General features: G+C 73.7%; 23 protein-coding genes. 9 read left to right on the forward strand and 14 right to left on the reverse strand.

Annotated elements, in window-relative coordinates; genetic code table 11:
- Nucleotides 1–24: 24 nt before the first annotated feature.
- Complete coding sequence (locus OG218_RS19605) at nucleotides 25–786, reverse strand: decaprenylphospho-beta-D-erythro-pentofuranosid-2-ulose 2-reductase (RefSeq protein ID WP_328294905.1); 762 nt, start codon at nucleotides 784–786, stop codon at nucleotides 25–27.
- 142 nt (nucleotides 787–928) lie between these two features.
- On the opposite strand from OG218_RS19605, the gene OG218_RS19610 reads away from it, so the two are divergent.
- The gene (locus tag OG218_RS19610) at nucleotides 929–1,855 is read left to right on the forward strand and encodes an AEC family transporter (protein ID WP_328294906.1); all 927 of its coding nucleotides are present in this window, start codon (nucleotides 929–931) and stop codon (nucleotides 1,853–1,855) included.
- 12 nt (nucleotides 1,856–1,867) lie between these two features.
- Here the strand turns inward: OG218_RS19610 and galE are convergent, their stop codons facing one another.
- Nucleotides 1,868–2,836 carry a UDP-glucose 4-epimerase GalE gene (gene galE, locus OG218_RS19615; protein WP_328294907.1) on the reverse strand — a complete coding sequence of 323 codons (969 nt, stop codon included), beginning with the start codon at nucleotides 2,834–2,836 and terminating at the stop codon, nucleotides 1,868–1,870.
- A gap of 64 nt (nucleotides 2,837–2,900) precedes the next feature.
- Between galE and manA the strand changes: the two genes are divergently transcribed.
- Complete coding sequence (gene manA, locus OG218_RS19620) at nucleotides 2,901–4,085, forward strand: mannose-6-phosphate isomerase, class I (RefSeq protein WP_328294908.1); 1,185 nt, start codon at nucleotides 2,901–2,903, stop codon at nucleotides 4,083–4,085.
- 15 nt (nucleotides 4,086–4,100) lie between these two features.
- On the opposite strand, the gene OG218_RS19625 is transcribed toward manA, so the two are convergent.
- The 3 genes from OG218_RS19625 to OG218_RS19635 are packed head-to-tail and all read right to left on the reverse strand — an operon-like array spanning nucleotide 4,101 to nucleotide 6,931.
- A complete protein-coding gene (locus OG218_RS19625) occupies nucleotides 4,101–5,609 on the reverse strand; it encodes a flotillin family protein (RefSeq protein ID WP_328294909.1) in 1,509 nt (502 codons plus the stop codon).
- Nucleotides 5,610–5,643: 34 nt separating this feature from the next.
- Nucleotides 5,644–6,132, reverse strand: coding sequence for a hypothetical protein (locus tag OG218_RS19630; RefSeq protein WP_328294910.1), 489 nt, complete (start codon nucleotides 6,130–6,132; stop codon nucleotides 5,644–5,646).
- A 43-nt stretch (nucleotides 6,133–6,175) separates the two neighbouring features.
- Nucleotides 6,176–6,931 (reverse strand): TIGR03089 family protein, encoded by a 756-nt coding sequence (locus OG218_RS19635; protein WP_328294911.1) that lies wholly within the window; start codon nucleotides 6,929–6,931, stop codon nucleotides 6,176–6,178.
- Between the two features lie 56 nt (nucleotides 6,932–6,987).
- Between OG218_RS19635 and OG218_RS19640 the strand changes: the two genes are divergently transcribed.
- Nucleotides 6,988–9,069 (forward strand): hypothetical protein, encoded by a 2,082-nt coding sequence (locus OG218_RS19640; RefSeq protein ID WP_328294912.1) that lies wholly within the window; start codon nucleotides 6,988–6,990, stop codon nucleotides 9,067–9,069.
- A 30-nt stretch (nucleotides 9,070–9,099) separates the two neighbouring features.
- On the opposite strand, the gene OG218_RS19645 is transcribed toward OG218_RS19640, so the two are convergent.
- Nucleotides 9,100–9,849 (reverse strand): class I SAM-dependent methyltransferase, encoded by a 750-nt coding sequence (locus tag OG218_RS19645; RefSeq protein ID WP_328294913.1) that lies wholly within the window; start codon nucleotides 9,847–9,849, stop codon nucleotides 9,100–9,102.
- Nucleotides 9,850–9,918: 69 nt separating this feature from the next.
- On the opposite strand from OG218_RS19645, the gene OG218_RS19650 reads away from it, so the two are divergent.
- From OG218_RS19650 to OG218_RS19660, 3 genes are read left to right on the forward strand one after another with little or no spacing between them, the layout of a single operon-like run.
- Nucleotides 9,919–10,848: a glycosyltransferase family 2 protein gene (locus OG218_RS19650; protein ID WP_328294914.1), complete on the forward strand. Its 930-nt coding sequence runs from the start codon at nucleotides 9,919–9,921 to the stop codon at nucleotides 10,846–10,848.
- On the forward strand, nucleotides 10,845–12,839 hold the full coding sequence (locus OG218_RS19655) for a glycosyltransferase (protein WP_328294915.1): 1,995 nt from the start codon (nucleotides 10,845–10,847) through the stop codon (nucleotides 12,837–12,839). Before OG218_RS19650 ends, OG218_RS19655 begins: the two co-directional genes overlap by 4 nt.
- A 1-nt stretch (nucleotide 12,840) precedes the next feature.
- Entirely contained in the window at nucleotides 12,841–13,848 is a 1,008-nt protein-coding gene (locus OG218_RS19660; RefSeq protein WP_328294916.1) for a lysylphosphatidylglycerol synthase domain-containing protein, read from the forward strand.
- On the opposite strand, the gene OG218_RS19665 is transcribed toward OG218_RS19660, so the two are convergent.
- From OG218_RS19665 to OG218_RS19680, 4 genes are all read right to left on the reverse strand, one after another.
- Nucleotides 13,824–14,159, reverse strand: coding sequence for a putative quinol monooxygenase (locus OG218_RS19665; RefSeq protein ID WP_328294917.1), 336 nt, complete (start codon nucleotides 14,157–14,159; stop codon nucleotides 13,824–13,826). The two genes, OG218_RS19660 and OG218_RS19665, sit on opposite strands and share 25 nt — an antisense overlap.
- Entirely contained in the window at nucleotides 14,156–14,662 is a 507-nt protein-coding gene (locus tag OG218_RS19670; protein ID WP_328294918.1) for a hypothetical protein, read from the reverse strand. Before OG218_RS19670 ends, OG218_RS19665 begins: the two co-directional genes overlap by 4 nt.
- 50 nt (nucleotides 14,663–14,712) lie before the next feature.
- The gene (locus OG218_RS19675; RefSeq protein ID WP_328294919.1) at nucleotides 14,713–16,119 is read right to left on the reverse strand and encodes a TonB-dependent receptor; all 1,407 of its coding nucleotides are present in this window, start codon (nucleotides 16,117–16,119) and stop codon (nucleotides 14,713–14,715) included.
- 148 nt (nucleotides 16,120–16,267) lie between these two features.
- Nucleotides 16,268–16,546 (reverse strand): GlsB/YeaQ/YmgE family stress response membrane protein, encoded by a 279-nt coding sequence (locus tag OG218_RS19680; RefSeq protein ID WP_328294920.1) that lies wholly within the window; start codon nucleotides 16,544–16,546, stop codon nucleotides 16,268–16,270.
- Between the two features lie 166 nt (nucleotides 16,547–16,712).
- On the opposite strand from OG218_RS19680, the gene OG218_RS19685 reads away from it, so the two are divergent.
- Nucleotides 16,713–17,342 (forward strand): helix-turn-helix transcriptional regulator, encoded by a 630-nt coding sequence (locus tag OG218_RS19685; RefSeq protein ID WP_328294921.1) that lies wholly within the window; start codon nucleotides 16,713–16,715, stop codon nucleotides 17,340–17,342.
- Between the two features lie 15 nt (nucleotides 17,343–17,357).
- Here OG218_RS19685 and OG218_RS19690 read toward each other — a convergent pair whose 3' ends face one another.
- Nucleotides 17,358–18,299 (reverse strand): LysR substrate-binding domain-containing protein, encoded by a 942-nt coding sequence (locus OG218_RS19690; RefSeq protein ID WP_328294922.1) that lies wholly within the window; start codon nucleotides 18,297–18,299, stop codon nucleotides 17,358–17,360.
- Nucleotides 18,300–18,348: 49 nt separating this feature from the next.
- Here OG218_RS19690 and OG218_RS19695 point away from each other — a divergent pair, with 49 nt between their 5' ends.
- Nucleotides 18,349–19,263, forward strand: a complete 915-nt coding sequence (locus tag OG218_RS19695) for a DMT family transporter (protein ID WP_328294923.1) — start codon at nucleotides 18,349–18,351, stop codon at nucleotides 19,261–19,263.
- Complete coding sequence (locus tag OG218_RS19700; RefSeq protein WP_328294924.1) at nucleotides 19,260–20,225, forward strand: DNA-3-methyladenine glycosylase family protein; 966 nt, start codon at nucleotides 19,260–19,262, stop codon at nucleotides 20,223–20,225. Before OG218_RS19695 ends, OG218_RS19700 begins: the two co-directional genes overlap by 4 nt.
- Here the strand turns inward: OG218_RS19700 and OG218_RS19705 are convergent.
- The 3 genes from OG218_RS19705 to cofD are packed head-to-tail and all read right to left on the reverse strand — an operon-like array spanning nucleotide 20,199 to nucleotide 22,836.
- Nucleotides 20,199–20,801, reverse strand: a complete 603-nt coding sequence (locus tag OG218_RS19705; protein ID WP_328294925.1) for a cyclase family protein — start codon at nucleotides 20,799–20,801, stop codon at nucleotides 20,199–20,201. The genes OG218_RS19700 and OG218_RS19705 overlap by 27 nt on opposite strands.
- A 5-nt stretch (nucleotides 20,802–20,806) precedes the next feature.
- A complete protein-coding gene (gene cofE / locus OG218_RS19710) occupies nucleotides 20,807–21,856 on the reverse strand; it encodes a coenzyme F420-0:L-glutamate ligase (protein WP_328294926.1) in 1,050 nt (349 codons plus the stop codon).
- The gene (gene cofD, locus OG218_RS19715) at nucleotides 21,853–22,836 is read right to left on the reverse strand and encodes a 2-phospho-L-lactate transferase (protein ID WP_442906533.1); all 984 of its coding nucleotides are present in this window, start codon (nucleotides 22,834–22,836) and stop codon (nucleotides 21,853–21,855) included. The genes cofE and cofD overlap by 4 nt, the downstream gene beginning before the upstream one ends.
- Nucleotides 22,837–23,153: the final 317 nt, after the last annotated feature.

Below are 23,153 nucleotides of genomic sequence, written 5' to 3' on the forward strand. Positions count from 1 at the left end.
GCGTGCTCGACAGATCGACCTCGCTCAGAAGGGCAGCTTGCGGAAGACCGGCGCGGGCACGTGGCGCAACGCCGACATGACCCAGCGCATCGGCTCGGGGGCCCACACGGTCTCCTTGCCGCTGCGCACCGCGTCCACGGTCACCTCCGCCACCTGCTCGGCCGACACGGACAACGGGGCCGCCTTGAGCCCCTCGGTCATCTTCGTGGTGACGAAGCCGGGGCGCACGACGACGACGCGCACGCCGCTCGGGCGCAGGGCCTCGCGCAGGCCGGTGAAGAAGGCGTCGAAGCCGGCCTTGGAGGAGCCGTAGACGAAGTTCGAGCGGCGGGCCCGCTCACCGGCGACGCTGGAGAGCGCGACCAGGACGCCGTGACCCTGCAGCTGCAGCTTGGCGGCCAGGTGCACCCCCAGGTTCACCGGGGCCGTGTAGTTGACCGTCGCGACCTGCACGGCCGCCGGGGCGTCCTGCCAGGACACCTCGTTGTCGCCCAGGACCCCGAAGGCGAGCACGGTCACGTCGACGTCGCCGAAGGACCCGTCGAAGCTCTCGTCGACGACCTCGGCGTGCCCGTCGAGGTCGGTCGCCTCGAAGTCGACCGTGCGGACCTCGTGCCCACGCCGGTGCAGCCGGTCCACGGCGGCCTCGCGGCGCGCACCCGGTCGGGCGGCCAGCGTCACCCGCAGCGGTCGTTCCGGGCTGAGGCGCTCGACGATGGCGAGGCCGATGTCGGAGGTGCCCCCGAGGAGGAGGACGGAGCGGGGGTTCCCGAGGGCGTCGATCACAGGGCTCGACCTTAGCAACGCCACCTGGGTGCTCCCTGTCGAGGCGACGGGACGGCTCCCGATCGTTGCGCGACGGTGACCTCGGCCCCGCGGATACCCTCACCCGGGTGATCCCGTCGCACCACCGACCGCTCGACGTCGCGTGAGCGGAGTCCTCACCGGGTTCGTCGTGGTCGCCACGCTCGTCGCCGTCGGCTACGTCCTGGGGCGCACGGGCGTCCTCGGCCCCGCGGGACAGGGGGTGGTGTCCCGGTTGGTGTTCTTCGTGGGTTCTCCGGCCCTGCTCGTGCAGACCCTCGCCGACGCCGACGTGCACGTCCTGTTCTCGGGCCAGCTGCTGGTCACCTCCAGCGGGGTGGTCGTCAGCGTCGTCGTCTGGGTGCTGCTCGCCCGCTACCGGCTGAAGCTGTCGCGCGAGGACCTCGTCATCGGCAGCCTCGCCAGCTCCTTCGTCAACGCGGCCAACATCGGGCTGCCCGTCGCGGCCTACGTCCTGCAGGACCTGACGGCGGTGCTGCCCGCGATGCTGCTGCAGATGGTCGTGCTGTCACCGGTCGCGCTGGGGATCCTCGACGTGAGCCGGCACCAGGGCGACGGCTCCCGCGCGGCCCTGGCGAAGAAGCTGCTGACCCCGCTGGCCAACCCGGTCCTCATCGCCAGCGCGGTCGGGATCCTGCTCTCGGTCACCGGCTGGACGCTGCCGACGGCACTGGCCCAGCCGCTGGACCTGCTGGCCGGGTTCGCGATCCCCGGGGCGCTGGTGGCGTTCGGGATCTCGCTGCACGGGCGCAGCCTCGCGGGCTGGCGCACTCCGCAGGTGCTGATCGCGAGCGCGCTGAAGGCGTTCCTGCAGCCCGCGGTCACCTACCTCGCGGCCCGGTCGCTCGGCCTCGACGACGCCGCGGTCTTCGCGGCCACCGTGGTCGCGGCCCTGCCCACCGCGCAGAACGTGTTCACCTACGCCGTGCGCTACGGCGTCGGGCGCGACCTGGCCCGCGACACCGTGCTGGTGACGACGATCCTGGTCGCGCCCGTGCTGCTGCTGATCAGCGTGCTGCTGCCGCACTGATCAGCGGTTCGGTCAGCGGTTGGTCTTCCACGCCGCCCACGCGCTGCCGACGATGTCGTCGAGGTCCTTCGTCGTGGACCAGCCGAGGGTGGAGGTGATGCGGGAGACGTCGGCCACCAGCTGCGGCGGGTCTCCCGCGCGGCGCTCGCGGACGTCGGGCGCGACGTCGACGCCGGTGACCCGGCGGATGACCTCGAGGACCTCGAACACCGAGGACCCCGCCCCGGAGCCCACGTTGAAGGTGTCGAACGGGCGTTCCTCGGTGCCGAGGTGGTCCAGCGCGGCGAGGTGCGCCCGGGCCAGGTCGAGGACGTGGACGTAGTCGCGGATGCAGGAACCGTCCGGTGTCGGGTAGTCGCCGCCGAACACCGTCGGCACCTCGCCCGCGTCGAGGGCGGTGAAGACGATCGGGATGAGGTTCATGACGGCGGAGTCGCCGAGGTCGTCCCAGCCGGCGCCGGCGACGTTGAAGTAGCGCAGGTTCGCCGCGCGCAGCCCCCAGGCGACCCCGGCGGCGCGCGACATCCACTCGCCGACGAGTTTCGTCTGGCCGTAGGGGTTGATCGGCTCGGCCGGTCCGTCCTCGCGCACGACGGCGCTCTGCGGGGCGCCGTAGGTGGCCGCGGAGGAGGAGAAGACGAGTTTTCCCACCCCCGCGGTCTCCATGGCCTGCAGCAGGTTCGCCATGCCGCCGACGTTCTGCGACCAGTAGTGCGCGGGCCGGGCCACGGACTCCCCGACCTGCTTGCGGGCGGCGAAGTGGACGACGGCGTCGACGCCGTGCGTGGCGAACGCGTCCGCGAGCGCCGGGGCGGCGGCGTCGGTGGCGAGGTCGACCTCGACGACGGTCGCGTCGCCGACGCGGGCCGCCCGGCCGTTGGAGAGGTCGTCGACCACGACGACCTGCTCACCGCGCTGTTGCAACAGCCGCACCACGTGGGATCCGATGTAGCCGGCACCGCCCGTCACGAGAACGCTCATGCCAGCGACTGTAGCCAGGTGCGCGCGGGCCCCGGCAGCGCTGTCACCCCGTAGCCTCGGTGGTGTGCTGAGACTGACCAACACCGTTCAGCCCTACGCGTGGGGTTCGACGACGGCGATCCCCCGGTTCCTGGGGGTGGAGCCGGACGGCTCACCGCAGGCGGAGGTGTGGATCGGCGCGCACCCCTCCGCACCCTCCGACGCGGAGGGGGTGGCCCTCGACGAGCGGATCGCGGCGTCCCCCGAGGAGTTCCTCGGCGATTCCGCGGGTGACGGGGCGACGCTGGGGTACCTGCTGAAGGTCCTCGCCGCGGGGGCGCCGTTGTCGTTGCAGGCGCACCCCGACCGCGCGACGGCGGCCCGCCGCTACGCGGAGGAGGAGGCGGCGGGGGTCCCGCGCGACGCCCCGCACCGCCTCTACAAGGACACCGAGCACAAACCCGAACTGCTGTACGCGCTGGAACCCTTCGCGGCGATGGCGGGGTTCCGCTCGCCCGCGGCCGCCCGCGAGCTGCTGGCCGGGCTGGAACTGCCCGCGCTGCCCGGTGACGCGCAGGACCTGTTCGAGGCGCTGCTCGCGGCGTTGCGGGGTGCGGACGCGCTGCGGGAGGCGACGCGGTTGCTGCTGACCGCGGACGCCGCGGTCGTGGGGCCGCTCGTCGAGGCCGTGGCCGGGGCCTGCACTGACTCCGAGGACCCCTCCGCCCGCTGCGTGGTGGAACTGGCCGGGCACTACCCGGGCGACGCCGGGGTCCTGGTGTCGGTGCTGCTCAACCAGGTGCGCCTGGTCGCCGGCGAGGCGCTGTACCTCCCGGCCGGCAACGTCCACGCCTACCTGGAGGGGACCGGGGTGGAACTCATGGCGAGTTCCGACAACGTCCTGCGCGGTGGCCTGACCCCCAAGCACGTCGACGTGCCCGAACTCCTCGCCGTCCTGGACTTCCGGGAGCTCCCGCCGCCGCTGCTGGCCCCGCGGGTGCTGTCGCCGGACGAGGTGGTGTTCGCGCCCGACGACGTCGACGACTTCGCCCTGACGGTGCTGACGGTGCGTTCGCAGACCCGGTGGGAGCGCCCGGTCCCGCGCGAGGTGCTGTGCCTGGAGGGGACGGTCGTGCTGAGTTCCTCGGCGGGGTCGGTGGAACTCACGCGGGGCCGGGCGGTGTTCGTGACCGCCGCCGAGCACCCGTTGACGATCTCCGGTTCCGGCCGGGTCGCCGCCGCCGGTCCGGGAGGTGCGGACCTCCCCTGACCGGCGGCGGGCGGGTCACTCGGGGGCGACGGTCGTGGCCGTGGCCTGCTGGGCGGGGGTGAGGTTGCTCAGCAGGGCCTGCACGTCCAGACCAGTCGTGCGCTTCACGATCTCGAGGGTCTCGGTGAGGTTCGTGCCGACCTGGCGGGAGAGCTGCGAGGCGCCGTCGGTGGAGATGACCGTGAGGTCCTTGATGGCCGCCATCGGCGCGGCGAGCTCGTGCGCGACGCGCGGCAGGACGTCGACGACCATCTGCGCGACAGCGGCTTCGCCGTAGCGTTCGAAGGCCTCGGCGCGCAGCTGCATGGTCTCGGCCTCCGCCTCACCGCGGGCGCGGATGGCGGCGGCCTCGGCCTCACCCTCGAGCTTCGTCGCCGTGGCCAGCGCGGTGCGCCGGTCGAGTTCGGCCTGCCCCGCGAGGCGGACCCGCTGGGCGTCGGCCTCGGCGGCGAGTTTGATCCGGTTGCTCTCCGCCGTGGCGGAGAGTTCCACGCGGCGCGCGTCGGCCTCGGCGTTGGCGATGTCGGAGGCCTTCTTCGCCTCGGCCTCGAAGATCTCGGAGTTCCTGCGGGCCTGCGCCTGCTGCTCGGCGTCGTAGCGACGTGCGTCGGCGGGTTTGCGGACCTCGGTGTCGAGCTGGCGTTCGGTCAGCGCGGCCTGGCGTTCGGCGACGCGTTCCTGCTCGAGCAGGACCTCCTGGTCGCGGGCGGCCTTGGCCAGGACCCCGGCCGCGGCGGCCCGGGCCTGGGCGGTGTCGGTCTCGGCCTTGAACTCCGCCTGGCGCAGCGAGAGGTCGCGCTGGGAACCGGAGATCTTCTCCTGCGCCCGGGCTTCGGCCTGCTGGGACTCCTGCTGGGAGTTCGCCTCGGCGATCGCCGCGTTCTGCGTCGCGATGGCCGCCTCGGGCCGGCCGAGGTCGCGCAGGTAGTTCACGTCGTCGGTGACGTCCTGGATCTGGAACGTGTCCAGCACGAGGCCCTGGTTGGTGAGCGAGGTCTCGGCCTCCTCCGCGACGCGGGAGGCGAAGGCGGCGCGGTCACGGATGATCTCGTCGACGGTCAGGGTGCCGACGATGGAGCGCAGCGAACCGGCCAGCACCTCCTGGGTGAAGGACTCGATCTCGTCCTGCTGGTGCAGGAAGCGTTGCGCCGCAGCGCGGACGGAGTCCTCGGTGCCACCGACCTTGATGATGGCGACGCCGTCGAGGTTCAGCCGGATGCCCTTGGCGGAGACCGCGCCGCGGATCTGCACCGAGATGCGGCGCGAGGCCAGCGAGAGCGAGTAGGCCTGCTGCACGAACGGCAGCACGAAGATGCCGCCGCCCATGACGACCTTCTGGCCGGAGAGGTCCGTCGAGACCTTCCCCGTCTCGGGGTTGGTGACGGGTTTGCCCTTCTGGCCGACGACGACGAACGCCTCGCTCGGCCCGGCGATGCGGTAGCGGCGGACGATGGCGACCGCGAGCAGCAGCACGACGACGACGGCGGCTGCGACCAGGATCACGGATGGGGTCAGGAACGTCACGGGAGGTCCTCTCGTGGCTGGGTGGGTGGTGGGTTCACTCGAGGGGTTTCACCCGGACGGCGGTCGCGGAGACCTCGGCGACGACCTCGACGGCCGTGCCGCGGACGAGGGCGACGTCGCTGACCGCGGTGCGCTTCACCGTCGTGCCGTGCAGCTTGAGGTTCACCTCGCCGTAGGAACCGGGGGTGTTCGCGGGGGTCGTCACGTACCCCTGGGTCCCGACGATGCTGCGGTGGGTCTCGGGCTCCTCGCGGCGCAGCGTGCGCACGAGAACCCCCACCCCGACCATGGTGACGATCCCGGCGGCCGCGCCGAAACCCGTCGCCTGCAGCGTGTTCCAGCCGAACGACGTGGTGGCCAGGGTCGCGCCGAGCCCGAACAGGGCGACGCCGCCGGTGAGGGACGTGAGGGACAGGAACCCGCCCGCGATGTCCAGGTCGAGGGCTTCGAAGAGACCGTCGAACACGAACGAGAGCACGCACAGTCCGAAGCCCACGACGGCGAGCACCACGAACACGGTCACCGGTGATCACCCCTGATCGACACCCTACCGGCCCGGCGGGACGCTACGACCGGGCGAGGGTGACGGTGCTCAGTTCCGCCGCGGTCACGGTCTCGGGCAGGGTCCCCAGGTCGGGGGTCACCACGAGCGAGCCGGTGCGGGCCCACGCGGCCAGCGGCCCGGCGACGACGTCGGCGGGGCCGACGTCGGTGAGCAGGCGCACCCCGAGCGGCCAGCCGTCACCGGCCTCCGCGGCGCGGGCCAGCAGGCCGGGGTGGGTCAGGGTGCCACCGTCGGCGGTCTCCAGGGCCGGGTCCTCCGGGCCGGGTTCCAGCAGGGGGGAGTAGGTGTCGCCGTAGCCGGTGATCACCCGGGAGTAGTCCAGGACGCCGTCCGGGACGGGGGCGCCGAAGTTCGTCGCCAACGGGGCCAGCGAGACGGCGATGCGCTCGACGGAGGCGTTGCGCGCCACCGCCTGGACCAGGGTGTCCGCGTCGGCGGAGACGAGCACGTCGGCGGGCCGGCCGGCGCCGAGGCGGACGACGGCCCCCGTGGACCACGTGGCCAGCTGGAAGACCAGGGTGCGCCAGTGCGTCGGCAGGTCGATCGCCACGACGGAACCGGGGCCGACCTCGAACTCCTCCTCGAGCAGGTTCGCCGTCTTGGCGACCCACGTCGAGAGGACCCGCGCGGAGAGTTCGACGCGTTCACCGGTCTGCACGTAGTGCTCGCCGTAGAACGTCAGGCGCGGGGCCGTCGGGTCGTCGTCCATGAGCCGGCGCAGCAGCGCGGGGATCGACCGGGAGGAACCAGGGGGCACGCGGTCACCTTAGGCGTGCCGGGACGGGGGCCACCGCGACGGTAGGTTCTCGCGGCGTGAGCACCCCTGCGCCGACGACCGCCGACACCACCGCGGGGATCGTGCTGACCCGGGTACCGGTCGTCCTCGCCGCCGCCGTCGCGGCCGTCACCGCGTTCGCCGTCCCGCTGGTGCTGCTGGACCTGTGGACCCCGCCCGTCGCCGTGCCCGTCAGCGTCGTCGTCGCCGTCCTCGCGGGCCGGCTCGCGTGGGGGGTCCCCGTCGTCGCCGCGGGGTGGTGGTCGGCCGGCGGTTCGCTGGCGATCGCCCTCGGCGCCGGCGTCTGGGCCGCGCTGACGCACGCCTCGCACGTCGTGCTGCGCCGCGACGCGGGGTCCGTGGCGCTCTACGCACACCAGCTCGCCACCCACCACGGCCTGCCCGTCGACCCCTCGCTGGCGGCGCTCGGGGGTGCGGCCGCGCTCGCCGACCCGAACTTCTCGCTCGCCTCCCCGGCCTTCTACGAGGTCGGCGACCACGTCGTCCCGCAGTTCCTGCTGGGGGCGCCGGCGCTGTACTCGCTGGGGGAGTGGGCGGCCGGCTGGACGGGTCTGCTCGTCGTCCCCGCCGTCCTCGGGGCCTTCGGCGTCCTGGCCGTCGCCGGGTTCACCGCCCGTCTCGCCGGGGCCCGCTGGGCCCCCCTGGCCGCGGGAACCTTCGCGCTGGCGCAGCCCGTCCTGCACGCGAACCGCTCCACCTACTCCGAACCGCCCGCGCTGCTCGTCCTGGTCGGCGCCGCGTCGCTGCTCGTCGCGCTGGTCCCCGCGACCGGACGCACGGCGGCCCGCCTCGGCGGCGGGGCCGGGTTGCTGTTCGGGGCGTGCGGTTTCGTCCGCATCGACTTCCTGCGCGAGATCGCGGTGCTCGCCCCGGTGGTCGCGGTCCTGCTCGTGGTGCGCCACCCCGGGGCGCGGGCGCTGCTCGCGGGGACGACGCTGACCTCGGTGCTCGCCGTGGCCGCCGCGCTGCTGACGTCGCGGCCCTACCTCGCCACCATCGCGGGGTCGCTGCTGCCGCTCGTCGCGGGTCTGGTCCTGCTCGCGCTCGCCTGCGCGGTGCTCGCCCACCTCGCCCGCACCGGCCGGCTCGCGCAGCAGCGCTGGCTGACCAGCCCCCGACTCCCGGACGCCCTCGCCGGGCTCCTCGCGCTCGTCCTGCTGGTGCTGGCCAGCCGCCCGTTCTGGCTCGTCGTGCGCCAGGACCCGGAGGACTCCGGCAGCAAGCTCGTCGCGGCCCTCCAACTCGCGCAGGGACTCACGGTCGACGGCGGGCGCACCTACGCCGAGCACTCGGTCGACTGGATCGCCTGGTACCTCGGCTGGCCCGCCGTCGTGCTCGCCGGTGCGGCGGCCGTCGTGGCGCTGCCCCGGCTGGTGCGCGGGATCCAGGGCGTCAGCCCGCTGCCGTCGTGGACCGCGCCCTACGTCGTGGCCATGGGGTCGACGCTGCTCACCCTCTACCGCCCGGGGATCACCCCCGACCACCCGTGGGCCGACCGGCGCTTCGTCGTCGTCGTGCTGCCGGCGGTCGTGGTGCTCGCCGTGCTCGCGGCCCGCTGGGTGGTCGAGCGCTACGCCCACCAGCGCCTCACCGGGCTGCGGGTCGCGATCGCCGTGGTCCTGCTCGTCGTCCCCGCGGCGCTCGCGACCGCGCCGGTCGCCGGCCAGCGCACCGAGGCGGGTGAACCGCAGGCCGTCGCGCGGGCCTGCGCCTCCTTCGGGCCGAACGACGTGGCGCTCGCCGTGGACCCGCGCTCGCGCAACGAGTGGCCGCAGGTCCTGCGCGGGACCTGCGACGTGCCCAGCGCCTCGCTCGTCGTGCCCACCGCGTCCGGGCGGGCCGGGACGGCGGAGTACTGGACGACGCTGCGCGCGGCCGTCGACCGTGCGGCGCAACGCGTCCGGGCCGCCGGCGGGAACCCCGTCCTCGTCGCGGCCGGGGGCGACACCGATCCCGTCGAGGTCCTGCAGAAGCTCGGGGTGACCTCGCCGCGCCTCGTGACCCACCGCCGCACCATCGAGGACGAACGGGTGCTGGAGGAACGTCCCGACGGCGCCCAGAGCATCGACGTCCGGCTGGTCACGGGCGACGCCCCCTGACCCGTGACCTGGTGACCCGGCGCCGGGTCCTCAGGGGCGGCGGGCGCGGGAGCAGCGGGTGACGTACTCCAGAGCGAGGGTGCCGGTCTCCTCGAGGTGGGCCTGCGCCTGGGCGCGCACGTCCTCCAGCACGCGCTCGCGGTGCGTCTCGTCGAGGGCGATGACCCAGCTGCGGGACCGGGTGAGGTCCAGCAGCGACTCCACGGTCACCGGGTCCGACCAGCGCACGTCGTAGCGCTCGACCGGGCCGAAGGGAACGGCGACGCGGGGCGCGAGGCTGCCGAGCTGCTCCTCGCCCGGGCCGGGCAGCAGCCGGTCCAGCTGCGCGATCCACTCGACGCCGGCGTCGCGGACGTTCCAGAGCAGCCCGAGCCGCCCGCCCGGGCGCAGCACCCGGGCGACCTCGGGGGAGGCGGTGTCGGGGTCGACCCAGTGCCAGGCCTGGGCCATCAGGACGGCGTCGACGCTGGCGTCGGGCAGCGGGATCGCCTCACCGGTGCCGTCGAGCAGCTCGACGTCGGGCAGCACCCGGGCGAACTGCCCACGCATCCCCGGGGTCGGCTCGACCGCGACGACCTCGAGGCCGCGGGCGACCAGCGAGCGGGTCAGCTTGCCCGTCCCGGCCCCCAGGTCGAGCACCCTGCGTGCACCGGGTGGCAACAGCCAGTCGAGGGCTTCGTCCGGGTAGCTCGGCCGGGACCGTTCGTAGGCCTCGGCGACCGCACCGAACGATGTCGCCCGGTCGGTCGCGGGTCCGTGCTGCGTCCTGCGCCCGGTCATGGCGCCATCGTGCCGCGCGGCCCGTGGATCCCCGGCATCGGGTCCACCCGTAGGTAAGCTCTGCCCGCCATGCCTGTCGACGACACCCCTCCCGCCGCGGTGACCGCCCCCGCGCCCACCGCCACCATCGTGCTGCCCTGCTACAACGAGGAGGCGCACGTCCTGCTGGAGATCCAGCGGATCACGAAGGTGATGGACGACGACGGCATGCCGTACGAGCTGCTGGCGGTCGACGACTGCTCCACCGACGACACCCTGAAGGTCCTGCGCTCGGTCGAGGCCGACTACCCGAACCTGCGCGTCGTCGCCTTCCGCCGCAACGGCGGGTCCGGCACCGTGCGCCGGATCGGGACGCAGATGGCCCGGGGCGAGATCGTCGTCTGGACCGACGCGGACATGTCCTACGAGAACGAGCGCATCCCCGAACTCGTGCGGATCCTGCTCGAGGACGACTCCTACGACCAGGTCGTCGGGGCGCGCACGACGGAGGAGGGGTCGCACAAGGCGTTGCGCGTGCCCGCCAAGTTCGTCATCCGCAAGGTCGCCGAGGTGCTCGCCCGCGAACGGATCCCGGACCTGAACTCGGGTCTGCGCGCGTTCCGCCGCGAGGTGTCGCTGCCCTACCTGCGACTGCTGCCGGCCGGGTTCTCCTGCGTCACGACGATCACGCTGTCGTTCCTGTGCAACCAGCACGACATCAAGTTCGTGCCGACGACCTACGCCAAGCGCGCCGGGACCTCGAAGTTCCACTTCACCAAGGACGCCTACCGCTACATCCTCCAGGTGCTGCGGATGATCATGTACTTCGAGCCCCTGCGGGTGCTCATGCCGCTGGCGCTGTTCCTCTTCGGCCTCGGGTTCGTCAAGGGGGTCACCGACATGTTCCGGCACCTCTTCTACTTCCCCGCGAACACCGTGCTGCTGCTGGTGTCCGGGTTGCTCATCGGGGCGGTCGCGCTGCTCGCCGACCTCGTCGTGCGTTCGAGGGACAGCGCGTGAGCGCCACCGAGTCCCGCAAGGTCGTCGTCGTGGGGCCCGCCCACCCCGCCAAGGGCGGCACGGCCGTCCACACCACCGAGCTCGCGCGCCACCTCGCCGCCGACCCCGGGTCCGAGGTCAAGCTCGTCTCCTGGGCGCGGCAGTACCCGGCGGCGCTCTACCCGGGTGAGCTGCGCGTGCCGGGCGGCCTGCCCGAGGTCCCCGAGTTCCACCCGACGATCCGGCCGCTGGCCTGGAACTCGCCGGCGTCCTGGGTCCGCACCGGCCGGCGCATCGCCGACGCCGACGTCGTCGTCCTGACCCACGTCGTCCCGCTGCAGGTCCCGGCGCTGCTCGGTGTCCTCGCGGGGATGCGCACCGCCCGTTCGCAGGCACGGACCGTCGTCGTCGCGCACAACGTCCTGCCGCACGAAGCCCGCCCGGGGGACGCCCTGCTCGTCGGACGCCTCTTCGCCGCCGTCGACGGGGTCGTCGTGCACTCCGAGGAGCAGGCCGCCCTCGCCCACGCCCACGGCGCCCGCCGGGTCGTCGTCGCCGACCTGCCCCCGCACCTGCCCGGTGGCCCCAGGATCGACGCGCCCGCCGGCTCGCGGGTCCCGCGCGACGGGGGCGTCCGTCTGCTGAGCCTCGGGGTCGTCCGCGACTACAAGGGCGTCGACCTGCTGCTCGAGGCGTTGCGCGAGGTCCACCAGCGCGGGGTCGACGCCCGCCTCACCATCGCCGGGGAACTCTGGGGTGACGCCGGTCGCCGCGTCCGTGAACTGGCGGCCGCGCCCGGGCTGCGCGGTCACGTGGAACTGCGCGAGGGCTACGTCCCCGCGGGGGAGCTCCCGGACCTGATGGCCGCCCACGACGCCGTCGTCCTGCCCTACCGCTCGGCGACGGCCTCGCAGAACGCCGTCCTCGCCTTCGCCCACGGCCTGCCCGTGCTCGCGACCCGCGTCGGGTCCTTCCCCGCGCAGGTCCGCGACGGCGTCGACGGGATCCTCGTCGAACCCGGCAGCGTCGACGCCCTCGTCGCCGGGGTGCTGAGCCTCGCGGGCGGCGGCCTGGAGCGCCTGCGCGACGGGGTCGAAGCCCCGGACCTCGACGAACCCTGGGACCGCTACCTCGGCGCCCTCGAGCAGGCCGCGCAGGGCGGGACGGCCGCCGCCCCGCCGGGCGGTCGGCTGCTGGCCGTCGCCAAGCGCGGTGCGGAGCACGCCCTCTGGACCCGGGTCGGGGTCCAGCGTCGCGTCGGCGAGCGCCTCGCCGCCCGTCGACTCGGGGCCGCGCCCGCGGCCCGCCCGGTGCCGAGCGGGGTGCCGCGCACCGGTGTCCTGCACGACGCCGACGAGGTCGCCGACGCCGTCGCGCAGACGAAGCGGCTGCGTCTGCCCGCCCACCCCGACGCCCCCAAGAACTGGGACGCCCTCGGGGCGGTGGCCGCCGTCCTCACCCTGGCCGACGACGGGTCCCGCACCGCCCGCGTCCTCGACGCCGGTTCCGCCCGCTACTCACCCGTCCTGCCCTGGCTGCGCCTCTACGGCCTCGGGGCCGAGCGTGGCGCGCTGGCCGGCATCAACCTCGAGTTCGGCGCGACCGTGCACCGCGACGGCGTCGAGTTCCGCCGCGGCGACGTCACCGACACCGGCCTGGCCGACGCCTCGCTGGACGCCGTGACCTGCATGTCGGTCATCGAGCACGGGGTGCCCATCACCCCCTTCCTCGCCGAGACCGCGCGCATCCTGCGGCCCGGGGGTGTGCTGGCGCTCTCCACCGACTACGACCAGGACCCGCCGGACACCACCGGCATCGAGGCCTACGGCGCGCAGGTGAAGATCTTCGGCCCCGCCGACCTCCGCGCCCTGGTCACGACGGCGAAGCAGCTCGGGCTGGAACTCGTCGGGGAGCTCACCGACGACGTCCTGGCCCACCCGGCGCGACCGGTGCACTGGACGCGGACCGGCCTGGACTACACGTTCGTGCTGCTGACCTTCGTCCGGCACTGAGGTGCTGAACCGCCTGCTCGGGGTGCTGCGCTCGCCCGTCCTGCGGGTGGGTTTCCTCGCCCTCGCGCTGGTCCTCGCGGTCGGCTACGTCTGGCGCGACCGGTCCGCGATCGCCGACGCGTGGTCGCGCCTCGACGCGGGCTCCGTCGTGCTGGCCGGTGTCCTCTCCCTCGCGAACGTCGCGCTGTCCGGGGCGTCGTGGCGCGCCGTCCTCGGTGACCTCGGCTCCCGCCTGCCCTGGCGCGCCGCGGCCCGGGTGTTCTTCGTCGGCCAGCTCGGCCGCTACATCCCCGGGACCGTGTTCCAGTTCGTCGCCCAGGCCGAGCTCGCCCGCGACCACGGGGTCCCGCGGCGCCGCACCGGGTCCGCCCTCGCGGTGGCCCTGCTGGTGTCCATGACCACGGCGTCGCTGCTCGTCGCCGGGGTGCTTCCGATCGCTTTGCAGGGCAGGGACATCCGCGGCTGGGAGTGGACCGGCTGGTTGCGCTGGCTCACCCCGCTGCTCCTGGTCCTGCTCGTGCCCCGGGTCATCAACCCGCTCCTGACGTTCCTGCTGCGGATCGCCCGCCAGGACCCCCTCGAGCACCCCGTCACCTGGCGCGGACTGCTGTCCGCCGCCGCGTGGGCGATGGCGTCCTGGGTCGCCGTCGGGTTGCAGGTGTTCGTGCTGTCCCAGGCCGTCGGGGTGGCCTGGCCGACGGGGTCGGCGCTGGCGCTCGCGATCGGTGGCTACGCGCTGGCCTGGATCGTGGGTTTCCTGGTCGTCCTGGCCCCGGCGGGTGCCGGGGCGCGGGAACTCGTCCTCGGTGCGGTCGTCGCGCTGGTCACGGGGTCGGGGGCCGCGACGGTCGTCGTGCTGGGGTCCCGCGTGCTGCTGACGCTGGCCGACCTGCTGCTCGCCTTCGGCGCCCTGGCCGGGCACCGGTTCAGCGCCGCCGGGCGGCCCCGGACTCCGGACGACGCACCGACTGACCACCCGACGGGTCAGCCGCCGAGCGCCACCTCGTAGTGGCGCATCTCCGCGACGTCCGGCAGGTAGGGACGGATCGCCGCGAAGAACTCCCGGAACAGCGGTCCCTGCCGGAAACCCTGCAGGTGCTCGCTCGCGGAGGTCCACCGGATCCGCAGGACGTAGCGGACCGTGCCCGCCGGGTCGGGGTCCTCGCCCGCGCCGGTGCCGGCGTCGGTGCGGCGGGCGAGTTCCCAGTCCAGGCACTCCGGGGCCCGGGTGAGGACGGCGCCGGCCCGGGCGTAGGCGGTCTCGAACTCGGCGGCGCGCTCCGCGTCGACCACGTAGCGGAGGTACTCGACGACGCTCACGCCGGGCCGGCCGCGCGGGCGCGTTCGACGTTCACGAGCGCGTCGCGCAGCTGCTCGATCCAGTCCTGCTGGTGCTGCCCCACGAGCCGGACGCACCAGGCCAGCGCCTCCGAGCGGGTGCGGGCGACCCCGGCGTCGACGAGGGTGTCGAGGACCTGGCGCTGGGGTTGACGCAGCCTGGTCATGACCGGGGTGGCGAGGGTGGTGAAGAGTTCCTGCGTCTCGCCGCAGTCCGCGCCCCAGGCGACCTTGCGCCCGAACAGCACCTCGGCCTCGTCGGCGATCTTCATGCGGGCACCCCGGGTGTCCTCGCGGAACCGGGTGATCCGGCCGGCCTCCGCGCGGCGCTCGGCGGCCGCCCCGCCCTCGGGGGTGTCGGGGCGGGGCAGCACACCGGTGACCACGATCTCCTCGCGGTCGAGGGAGACCGTGGGGGCGGTCTCGAACCAGTCGTCGGGCAGGCGGCCGGAGAACCAGGCCGTCACGTCAGCGTCATCGCTCATGCAGCGATTACACGATTACGCCGTTGCAGAGTCAAGCCCTCCGGGCCGGGTCAGTCGCTCTTCCGCTTGTAGCCGAAGAAGTTCCGCTTGATGATCATCGACGCGACCTCCTCGGGGACCATGGACTCCCAGCTGTCGTCCCCGACCCCGATGCGCCGCAGCACGTCGCGGCTCAGGATCGGCAGGTACTCCGGCTTGTAGTTGTCCAGGTGCACGAAGCTGCCGCGGCGGGCGAGGAAGTCGAAGAGCGGTTGGAGGTCGTCCGCGACCTGGAGGTCCTCCACGGTCCGCGTCTCGCCGGTCTCCTGGTCCTGCATCGGGTAGACGAAGAGCTTGAGGTCGTTCTTGAACAGGCGCCCGAAGCTCTCCAGGATCCCGCCCTGCATGTGGGCGTGGTTGCTCTCGTCGAAGAGGTTCACCAGGCTCGGGACGCCCATGACGATGCCGATGCGCTCGCTGGTGCGGCGCTGGAGGTACTCGGCGAGGCGGTTGTACTCGTAGTAGTCCGAGATGACCGTCGTCATGCCGCACGCCCCGAGGAGGTCGGCCCGGGCCAGGAAGTCCCGCCGGTCGACCTTGTCGCCGGCGGCCCGCAGGTTGCGCATCGTCAGTTCGGCGAGGGCGAGGACCGGGGCACCCTCGGCGTCCTGCTCCGCGAACTTCTGCTCGGCCGAGGCGAGCATGTCGATGTTGACGACCGTCGGGGGGCGGAAGCTGCCGCGCTCGACGAGGACCGCGTGCTTGCGCAGCACCTCCGAGGGCTGCAGCACCTCCCCGTCGGGACCGAACATCGCCACGCCGGACAGACCGAGCTGCACCAGCTGCAGCGCCATCACCCGGTTGTCCACGTGGCGGAACTCGATGCCGCGGAACTGGATCACGTCGATCTCGATGCGCCCGGTCGACAGCTTGTCCAGCAGGCTCGCCACCACCTGCTCGGGCTCGTGGCGCTCGAAGAACGCCGCGTGCAGCAGGTTGACGCCGACGATGCCCAGCGCCTCCTGCTGCAGCCCCGCGTCGTCGTCGAGCATCCGCACGTGCAGCACGATCTGGCTGGGCTCGTCGTTGGGGTGGGCCTGGAAGCGGACCCCCATCCACCCGTGGCACTCGTTGCCGCCCCGGTAGCTGCGGGCCACCACGGTGTCGGCGAAGGCGAAGAAGCAGGTGTCGTCACCGCGCGCCTCGGTGAGGCGTTCGACGTTGAGCGACAGCTCGTGCTGCAGCATCGCCTGCAACCGGCCCAGCGAGACGTAGCGGTCCGACTTGCCGTAGACGGCGTCGCTGACGGCCATGTCGTAGGCCGACATCGACTTCGCCACCGTGCCGGCCGCACCGCCGGCGCGGAAGAACCAGCGCGCGACCTCCTGCCCGGCCCCGATCTCGGCGATGGTCCCGTACCACCGCGGGTCCAGGTTGACCCGTAGAGCCTTCTGAAGCGTGTCGGCTGCGATCTCCATGCGGCGTTCCTCCGAATCGCGGCGTCGTCCGTGAACCCATCCTGCTGGTCCAGGTCACAGCGTGTCACCTCGTGGCCCGCCGGGGTGAGTAGACGGCGAAGTCGGCGGACAGCGAGGTCAGCGCCGGCGAGGTCAGTGGACGGCGAGGTCAGTGGACGGCGCGGCGACCCCGCGCTCCCACGATCAGCAGCACGATGATCGAACCGATGACCGCACCGATGATGCCGGCGGGCTGCAGGAAGCCGTCGGAGGCGTCCTTGTGGAAGATGAGGAAGCCGAGGAAACCGCCGACGAACGAGCCGACGATGCCCAGCAGGATCGTCATGCCGACCGACATCGACTGGCGGCCGGGCACGATCAGGCGGGCGAGGGCGCCGGCGATGAGGCCGACGACGATGACGGTGACGACGGTGCCGATGAGGCCCATGTGAATCTCCTGGTGGTGAGCGCGGCCGGACCGCGCGGTGGTCGGGCCCGGGGTCGGGCCGTGTGCCCACTCGACCACCTGGCGGGAGGGGCTGGTACACCCCTAGGGGTGGTAGCTTCGCCGCATCGACACCCTGACGCGGACCCGCCCGATCACCGTCGCCCTCGTGGACGACTACGACGTCGTCCTCGTGGGACTGGCACACCTCTTCGACGCCTACCGCGACCGCGTGGTGGTGGCGGAGATCGACGCGAACGCGGCCCTGCACGACGACGTCGACGTCGTGCTCTACGACTCCTTCGCCCAGCCGGAGTCGGACGCGACCGAGGTGGCGGCCCTGGTGCGCAACCCGCGCGTGCGCCGCGTCGTGGTCTACACCTGGAACTTCCAGTCCGAACTGGTGGAGACGGCCCGTTCCCTCGGCGTGCACGGCTACCTCTCGAAGACGCTGCCCGCCCGCGACCTCGTCGCGGCCATCGAGGCCGTGCACGCCGGTGAGCGGGTGTTCAGCACCCCACCGCGGCGCGCCGCCAGTGCCCTCGGACTCGACTGGCCGGGCCGCACCGAGGGGATCACCGACCGGGAGTCCGAGATCCTCGCCCTCATCACCCAGGGCAAGAACAACGCCGACATCGCCACGCTCACCTACCTGAGCCCGAACACCGTCAAGTCCTACATCCGCTCGATCTACCGGAAGATCGACGTGCAGAGCCGCACGCAGGCGGTGCTCTGGGGCGTCGCGCACGGCTTCGCGCCCGACCACCGCCGCATCGACCACTGGCTGGGGGGACCCTAGGTCGTCACCCCGTGATCAGGGGGTGGCGTCGGGGCGTTCGGCGGCGACGCGCCGGAGTTCCTCCAGGACGGCAGCGGTGGGGGCGTCGGTGCCGCGCCCGGCCCGGGTGGCGGCGTAGATCGATCGGGCGGGGCTGGGACCGGCCAGGGGGATCACGCACAACCCGCTGGGACGCAACGGGTGCGCCATCCGCGGGACGAGGGCGACCCCGGCCCCGGCGGCGACGAGGGCCGCGAGGGCGTCGTACTCCAGGGTGTGGTGGCGCACGTCGGGGGCGAACCCCGCGGCGGCGCAGGCGGCGACGGTGATCTGCGTGCAGGCGTCGTCGCTCGCCGCGGCGATCCACTCCTCGTCGGCCAGTTCCCGCAGGGCGAGCGCGTCGCGCCCGGCCAGCGGGTGCTCGGCCGGCAGCAGGACGTCGAGGACGTCGGTGAGCAGGTCGACCCGGTCGTAGCGGGCGTCGTCGCGGCGCGGCCCGCCCGGGTGGTCGACCGCGACGACGACGTCGAGGTCCCCGGCGTCCAGACCCGCGACGGCGGCGACGGCGTCCCGTTCGCGCACCAGCAGCCGCAACCCCGGACGGTCGTGGCGCAGCCGCCGCATGGCCGGGCCGACCAGCGCCGCGATGGTGCTGGCGAGCGAACCGATCCGGACCTCGCCGACCGTCCCGGCGTCGAAGGCCACCAGGTCGGCGCGGGCCTTCTCCAACTGCGCGGACACGGCGTCGGCATGGGTGAGGAGCACCCGGGCCTGACCCGTGAGCCGCACCCCGCGCCCCACCCGTTCCAGCAGCGGGACGTCGAGTTCCCGGGCCAGACCCGCGAGCTGCTGGGAGACCGCCGACGGCGTGAGGTGCAGGGCGGCGGCCGTCGCGGCCACCGTCCCGCGGCGCTCGACCTCGCGGAGCAGGCGCAGCCGGCGGAGATCGATCGTGAAGTTCTCACTATCGAGACTCATGAGGAAACTCTAGCTGGACTGAATGGTCGTGCGGGAGCACGATCGACGGGTGACCCGCCGTGCCGCCCTGATCTTCGCCGCCCTCGGGTTCGCCTGGGGGATCCCGTACCTGCTGATCAAGGTGGTCGGCGAGGAGCTCCCGCCCTCGACGATGGTGCTGGCGCGCACCGCCCTCGCCGCCCTCGTCCTCGCCCCGATCGCGATGTCCCGCAGGGAGTTCCGCGCCGGCCTGCCGACCCTGCTGCGACGCTGGCCGGCGCTCGCGGCCTACACGGGGTTCGAGATCGTCGGCCCGTGGCTGTTCCTGGCCCGGGCCGAGCACGATCTCCCCAGCTCGACGACCGCGGTGCTCGTCTCGGTCGTCCCGGTGGTGGGCGTCCTCGTCGCCTTCGCCGGCGGGCGGGCCGAGCGGCTCGGGCTCACCGGCTGGGCGGGCCTCGGCCTGGGAACCCTCGGGGTCGCGACGCTCGTGGGGTTCGACCTGGTGCCGGGGCAGTTCGGGGCCGTCGCGGAGATGCTCGTCGTCGTGGTGGGCTACGCCGTCGGGCCGGCCGTGCTGGCCCGCCACCTCTCCGACCTGCCGGGGACCTCGGTCGTGCTCGCCAGCCTGGTGCTCGCGGCGCTGACCTACGTGCCGGTCGTCCTCCTGGGCCCCGGTCTGCCGGCGGAGCTCCCCTCGGGACAGGTCGTCGCGGCGCTCCTCACGCTGGCCGTGGTCTGCACCGCCGGAGCCTTCGTGCTGCTGTTCGCGCTCATCGGGGAGCTCGGCCCGGTCCGGGCCACGGCCATCGTCTACGTGAACCCCGTCGTCGCCGTGATCGCCGGTGCGGTGGTGCTGGGGGAGCGGATCACGGTGACCACGGTGCTCGGGTTCGTCCTCGTCCTGGCCGGGTCCTTCCTGGCCACCCGCGGGCCGGGGAAACGGGCCGATCACCCCGCCCCGGCCCTTACCGTGAGGACGTGACGGAAGGCGTGACACCGGACGGGGAACTGCGCTGGCGGCCCGGCCGCCCCGTCGCCGTCGCGCAGAGCCTGGGGACGCTGCGACGCGGAGCCGGCGACCCGACCTTCCGGCGCGATCCCGACGGCACCGTCTGGCGCGCCACCCGGACCCCGCAGGGTCCCGTCCTGCTCCGGGTCCGCGCCCGTCCCGCCGACGCCGAGGTCCACGCGCAGGCGTGGGGCCCGGGGACCGGGTGGGCGCTCGAGGGGGTCCCGCACCTGCTGGGCGACGCCGACGACGACCACACCGACTTCGTCCCGCGCCCCGAGCACCCCACCCTCGTCCAGGCGTGGAAGGAGAACCCGCACTTCCGGGTCATCCGCACCCGCGCCGTCTTCGAAGCGCTCTCCGCCTCCGCGCTGGAACAGGTCGTCACCGGCGTCGAGGCCTTCGCGGCCTGGCGCCGCCTCGTCCACCGCTTCGGCGAACCCGCCCCCGGTCCGGCCGGGCTGACGCTGCCCCCGACCCCGGAGCAGTGGTCGCGGATCCCGTCCTGGGAGTGGTTGCAGGCGGGGGTGGAACTGCGGCGCCGGAAGGTCACGATCCTCGCCGCACCGCGCGCGGCCGGCCTGGAACGCACCCTGGGGATGTCGCCCGAGGCCGCCGACTCCGCCCTGCGGTCGCTGCCGGGCATCGGGGTGTGGACGTCCGCGGAGATCCGGCAACGGGCCCACGGCCACGCCGACGCGTTCAGCTTCGGCGACTACCACGTGGCCAAGAACGTCTCCTGGGCCCTGACGGGGGAGGTCCTCGACGACGCCGGCTGCGCCGAGGTCATCGAGTGCTACCGGGGGCACCGGTTCCGGGTCCAGCGGCTGCTGGAACTCGCCGGGCACCGGCGCCCGCGTCGTGCGCCGCGGATGACGTTGCCGACGCACACCCCGAACCGGGCGGTCTCAGCGCGCTACCGCGCGCACGGGTGACCCGTCGCCGCCGCTCAGCGCCCACCCGAACGCGAAGAACTCCACCCGCGGGGGCAGTCCGCCGAGGCCGCGGAGGTTCTCGACGAGGACCCCCGGATCGGCCCGGGTCCCCAGCAGGACCCGGTGCGCCGCCAGGGAGTCCGGGGCGTCGACGCTCGCGGTGTCGATCCCGACGGTCCGCGTCCCGCCGGCGCGCAGGAACCCCGCCGCGGCGGGGGTGAGGAACGGGTGGTCGAACTCCCGCCCGGTCCCGGCGAACGCGTCCCACCCGGTGTGCAGCAGCACGATCCGCTCACCCTCGGCGTCCCGCACCTGATCGACGTCGACGACGGAGCGGCCCGAGACGTCGAGGACCAGGGCGGGCCCGGCGAACAGCCCCAGCGGGAGTTCGTCGAGGGACGCACCGTCCGGGTGGACGTGGACGGGGGCGTCGACGTGGGTTCCCGTGTGGGTCCCCAGACCCAGCCGGGTGACCGCGAAACCGTCGGCCGCGATGGTCGTGGCGGGTTCCGCGCTGAACTCCGGATCGCCCGGGAACACCGGGGTCCCGACCGCGACGGGACGGCTGAGGTCCACCCACATCAACGGGGGAGTTCCACGACCCGCACCAGCACGGAGCCCTCCTCGCGGTCGAGGAGACCAACCAGGAACTCCGTCCACAACGCGGCGAGCGTCCGCTGGGTGAGGGCGCCGAGGGCGAAGTCGTCCTCGGCCTCCAGACGCAGCGCCGGACCCGAACCGTCGTCCTCCACGGCGATCACCGCGCCGGCCACGGGGCCCGCCGCGCAGGCCACCTCGGCGGCGCGTTCGAGCCGTTCGAGGAGGGTTCCCGCCTCCACCGGCGGCGGCTCCACCGAGCCCGCGCCGAGGGCCGCCCGGACGGCCTCGACGTGCCCGAGGCGGAACCAGTCGCCGGCCGCCGCGCGCACCAGCGAGCGGGCCCCGGGGACCTCGACGTCGGCGGGCAGGACCAGGTCGGCCAGGCCCCGGATCAGGGCGGCGGGAACGCCGGAGGTCTTGCCCTTCACCAGGTCCGCCGCGGCGGCGACCTCGTCGACGACCGCCCGGGCGGTCACGCTCAGCTCCCGGCCCGAGGTGTCGGTCTGCCCGCGGAGGTCGTCGAGGGCGGCGAGCCCGGCGCTGCCCAGCGCGAAGTCGGTCTGACCCGCCCGCCACGGCCGGCCGGCGGTGTCGGTGACGACCACGCCGACGTTCGCGCCGGTGATCTCCCGGAAGCGGACGCGCAGCTCCCGGGCGCAGGCGTCGGCGTCGGCGGGCAGCAGCAGCACCACGTCGCCGACCACGTTGGAGGCGTCGACCCCGGCGGCGGCCATCACCGGGCCGGCGGCGGACTCCACGATGCGGGCCACGCCGTGCGGGGTGCGTCGGGCCGCGACCAGGCGCCGGGACTCGCGCAGGACGACCTCGTCGCGCTCGCTCGCGGGAGCGGTCAGCCCGGCGGCCTTGGACACGACCTTGCTGGACACGGCGAGGACGTCGCCGTCGCTGAGGGAGGTGCGCTGGGCGTACAGGGCGTCCACGAGGAGACCCGCGACGTCGTCGCCGGCCACGACCTCCGCGATCCCGGGGACCCCGACGAGCTGCAGGCTGGTGGGAGGTGTTCCGCTCACGCGGCGGGGTCCTTCCGGTCGAGTTCGAGCGCGAGGTCGAGGGCGGCCCCGGCGAGGTCGGCGGTCGCCGCGGGCGAGCTCATGAGCAGCGGGCGGCGGCGGACCTCCAGCCCGGAGCGGACCGGGGGCTCGTCCTCCTCGGCGACGAGCCAGCCGTCGAGGAAGTCGTCGTAGAGGCCGGCGACGGCGGCGGCGGTGGTGGGAACGCCGATGGCGGCCAGGCAGGCGTCGGCCATCCCGCGCACGGGGGCGCCGGCGATGACGGGGGAGACCCCGACGACGGGCGCCGACGTCCGCACCAGGGCCTCGCGGATCCCGGGGACCTGGAGGATGGTGCCGATCGAGACGACCGGGTTGCTGGGCGGCAGGACGACGACGTCGGCCTCGCGCAGCGCCTCGAGCACGCCGGGGGCCGGCCGGGCGGTGGCGGCCCCCACGGGTTCGATGCGCAGGGCCGGGACGGCGGCGTGCAGGCGGACCCACCACTCCTGGAAGTGCACGCGTCGCGTCGACCCGTCGGCCTCGGCGAGGTCGACGTGGGTCTCGACGCGGTCGTCGGTCATGGGCAGCAGCCGGACCCCGGGCCGCCAGCGTTCGCAGAGGCGGGCGGTCGCCTCCGAGAGCGTCGCGCCCTCGCCCAGCAGGCGCGTGCGGACGAGGTGGGTGGCGATGTCCTTGTCGCCGAGGGTGAACCAGGACGGTGGCGCCTCGTAGGCGGCGAGCTCGTCGGCGACCCCGGACGTCTCGCTCGAGCGACCCCAGCCGCGGTCCTCGTCGATGCCCCCGCCGAGGGTGTACATCACGGAGTCCAGGTCGGGGGAGATCCGCAGCCCGTGCAGGGTGATGTCGTCGGCGGTGTTGCTGATGACCGTGACCTGCGCCTCGCGCCGGGCGGGATCCTCCGAGGAGCGCAGGTGCGCCAGCAGTCCGCGCAGGAACCGGGCACCGCCGACGCCGCCGGCGAGAGCGGTGATCTGCAGGGCCCTGCTCGGTCGGTTCGCGTCGCTCACGGTCGCCATCATCCCCCGTCACCGCACCCGTCACCCGGACGGATCACGGGGAATCGTGGTGTTCGTGTGATGGATGTGGCAGAACCGTTGCAGGGAGGCCGGTGGGATACCACGCTGGGCTTGACTCTGAGGGACGACACGCGTGTAATTCCACCAGTGGTGGTCGTAGTGTGACTGGCACAGCACACCGCGTGATCAGGGCGCACGGAGTGACAGACCGAGGCTGTGGGGGCCACCGAATGACTGACGACGACTTCCGGTTCATCGACGACTCCTTCCGTTCGCCG

It is taken from the genome of Kineococcus sp. NBC_00420 (assembly GCF_036021035.1).
Classification (GTDB): Bacteria; Actinomycetota; Actinomycetes; order Actinomycetales; family Kineococcaceae; genus Kineococcus.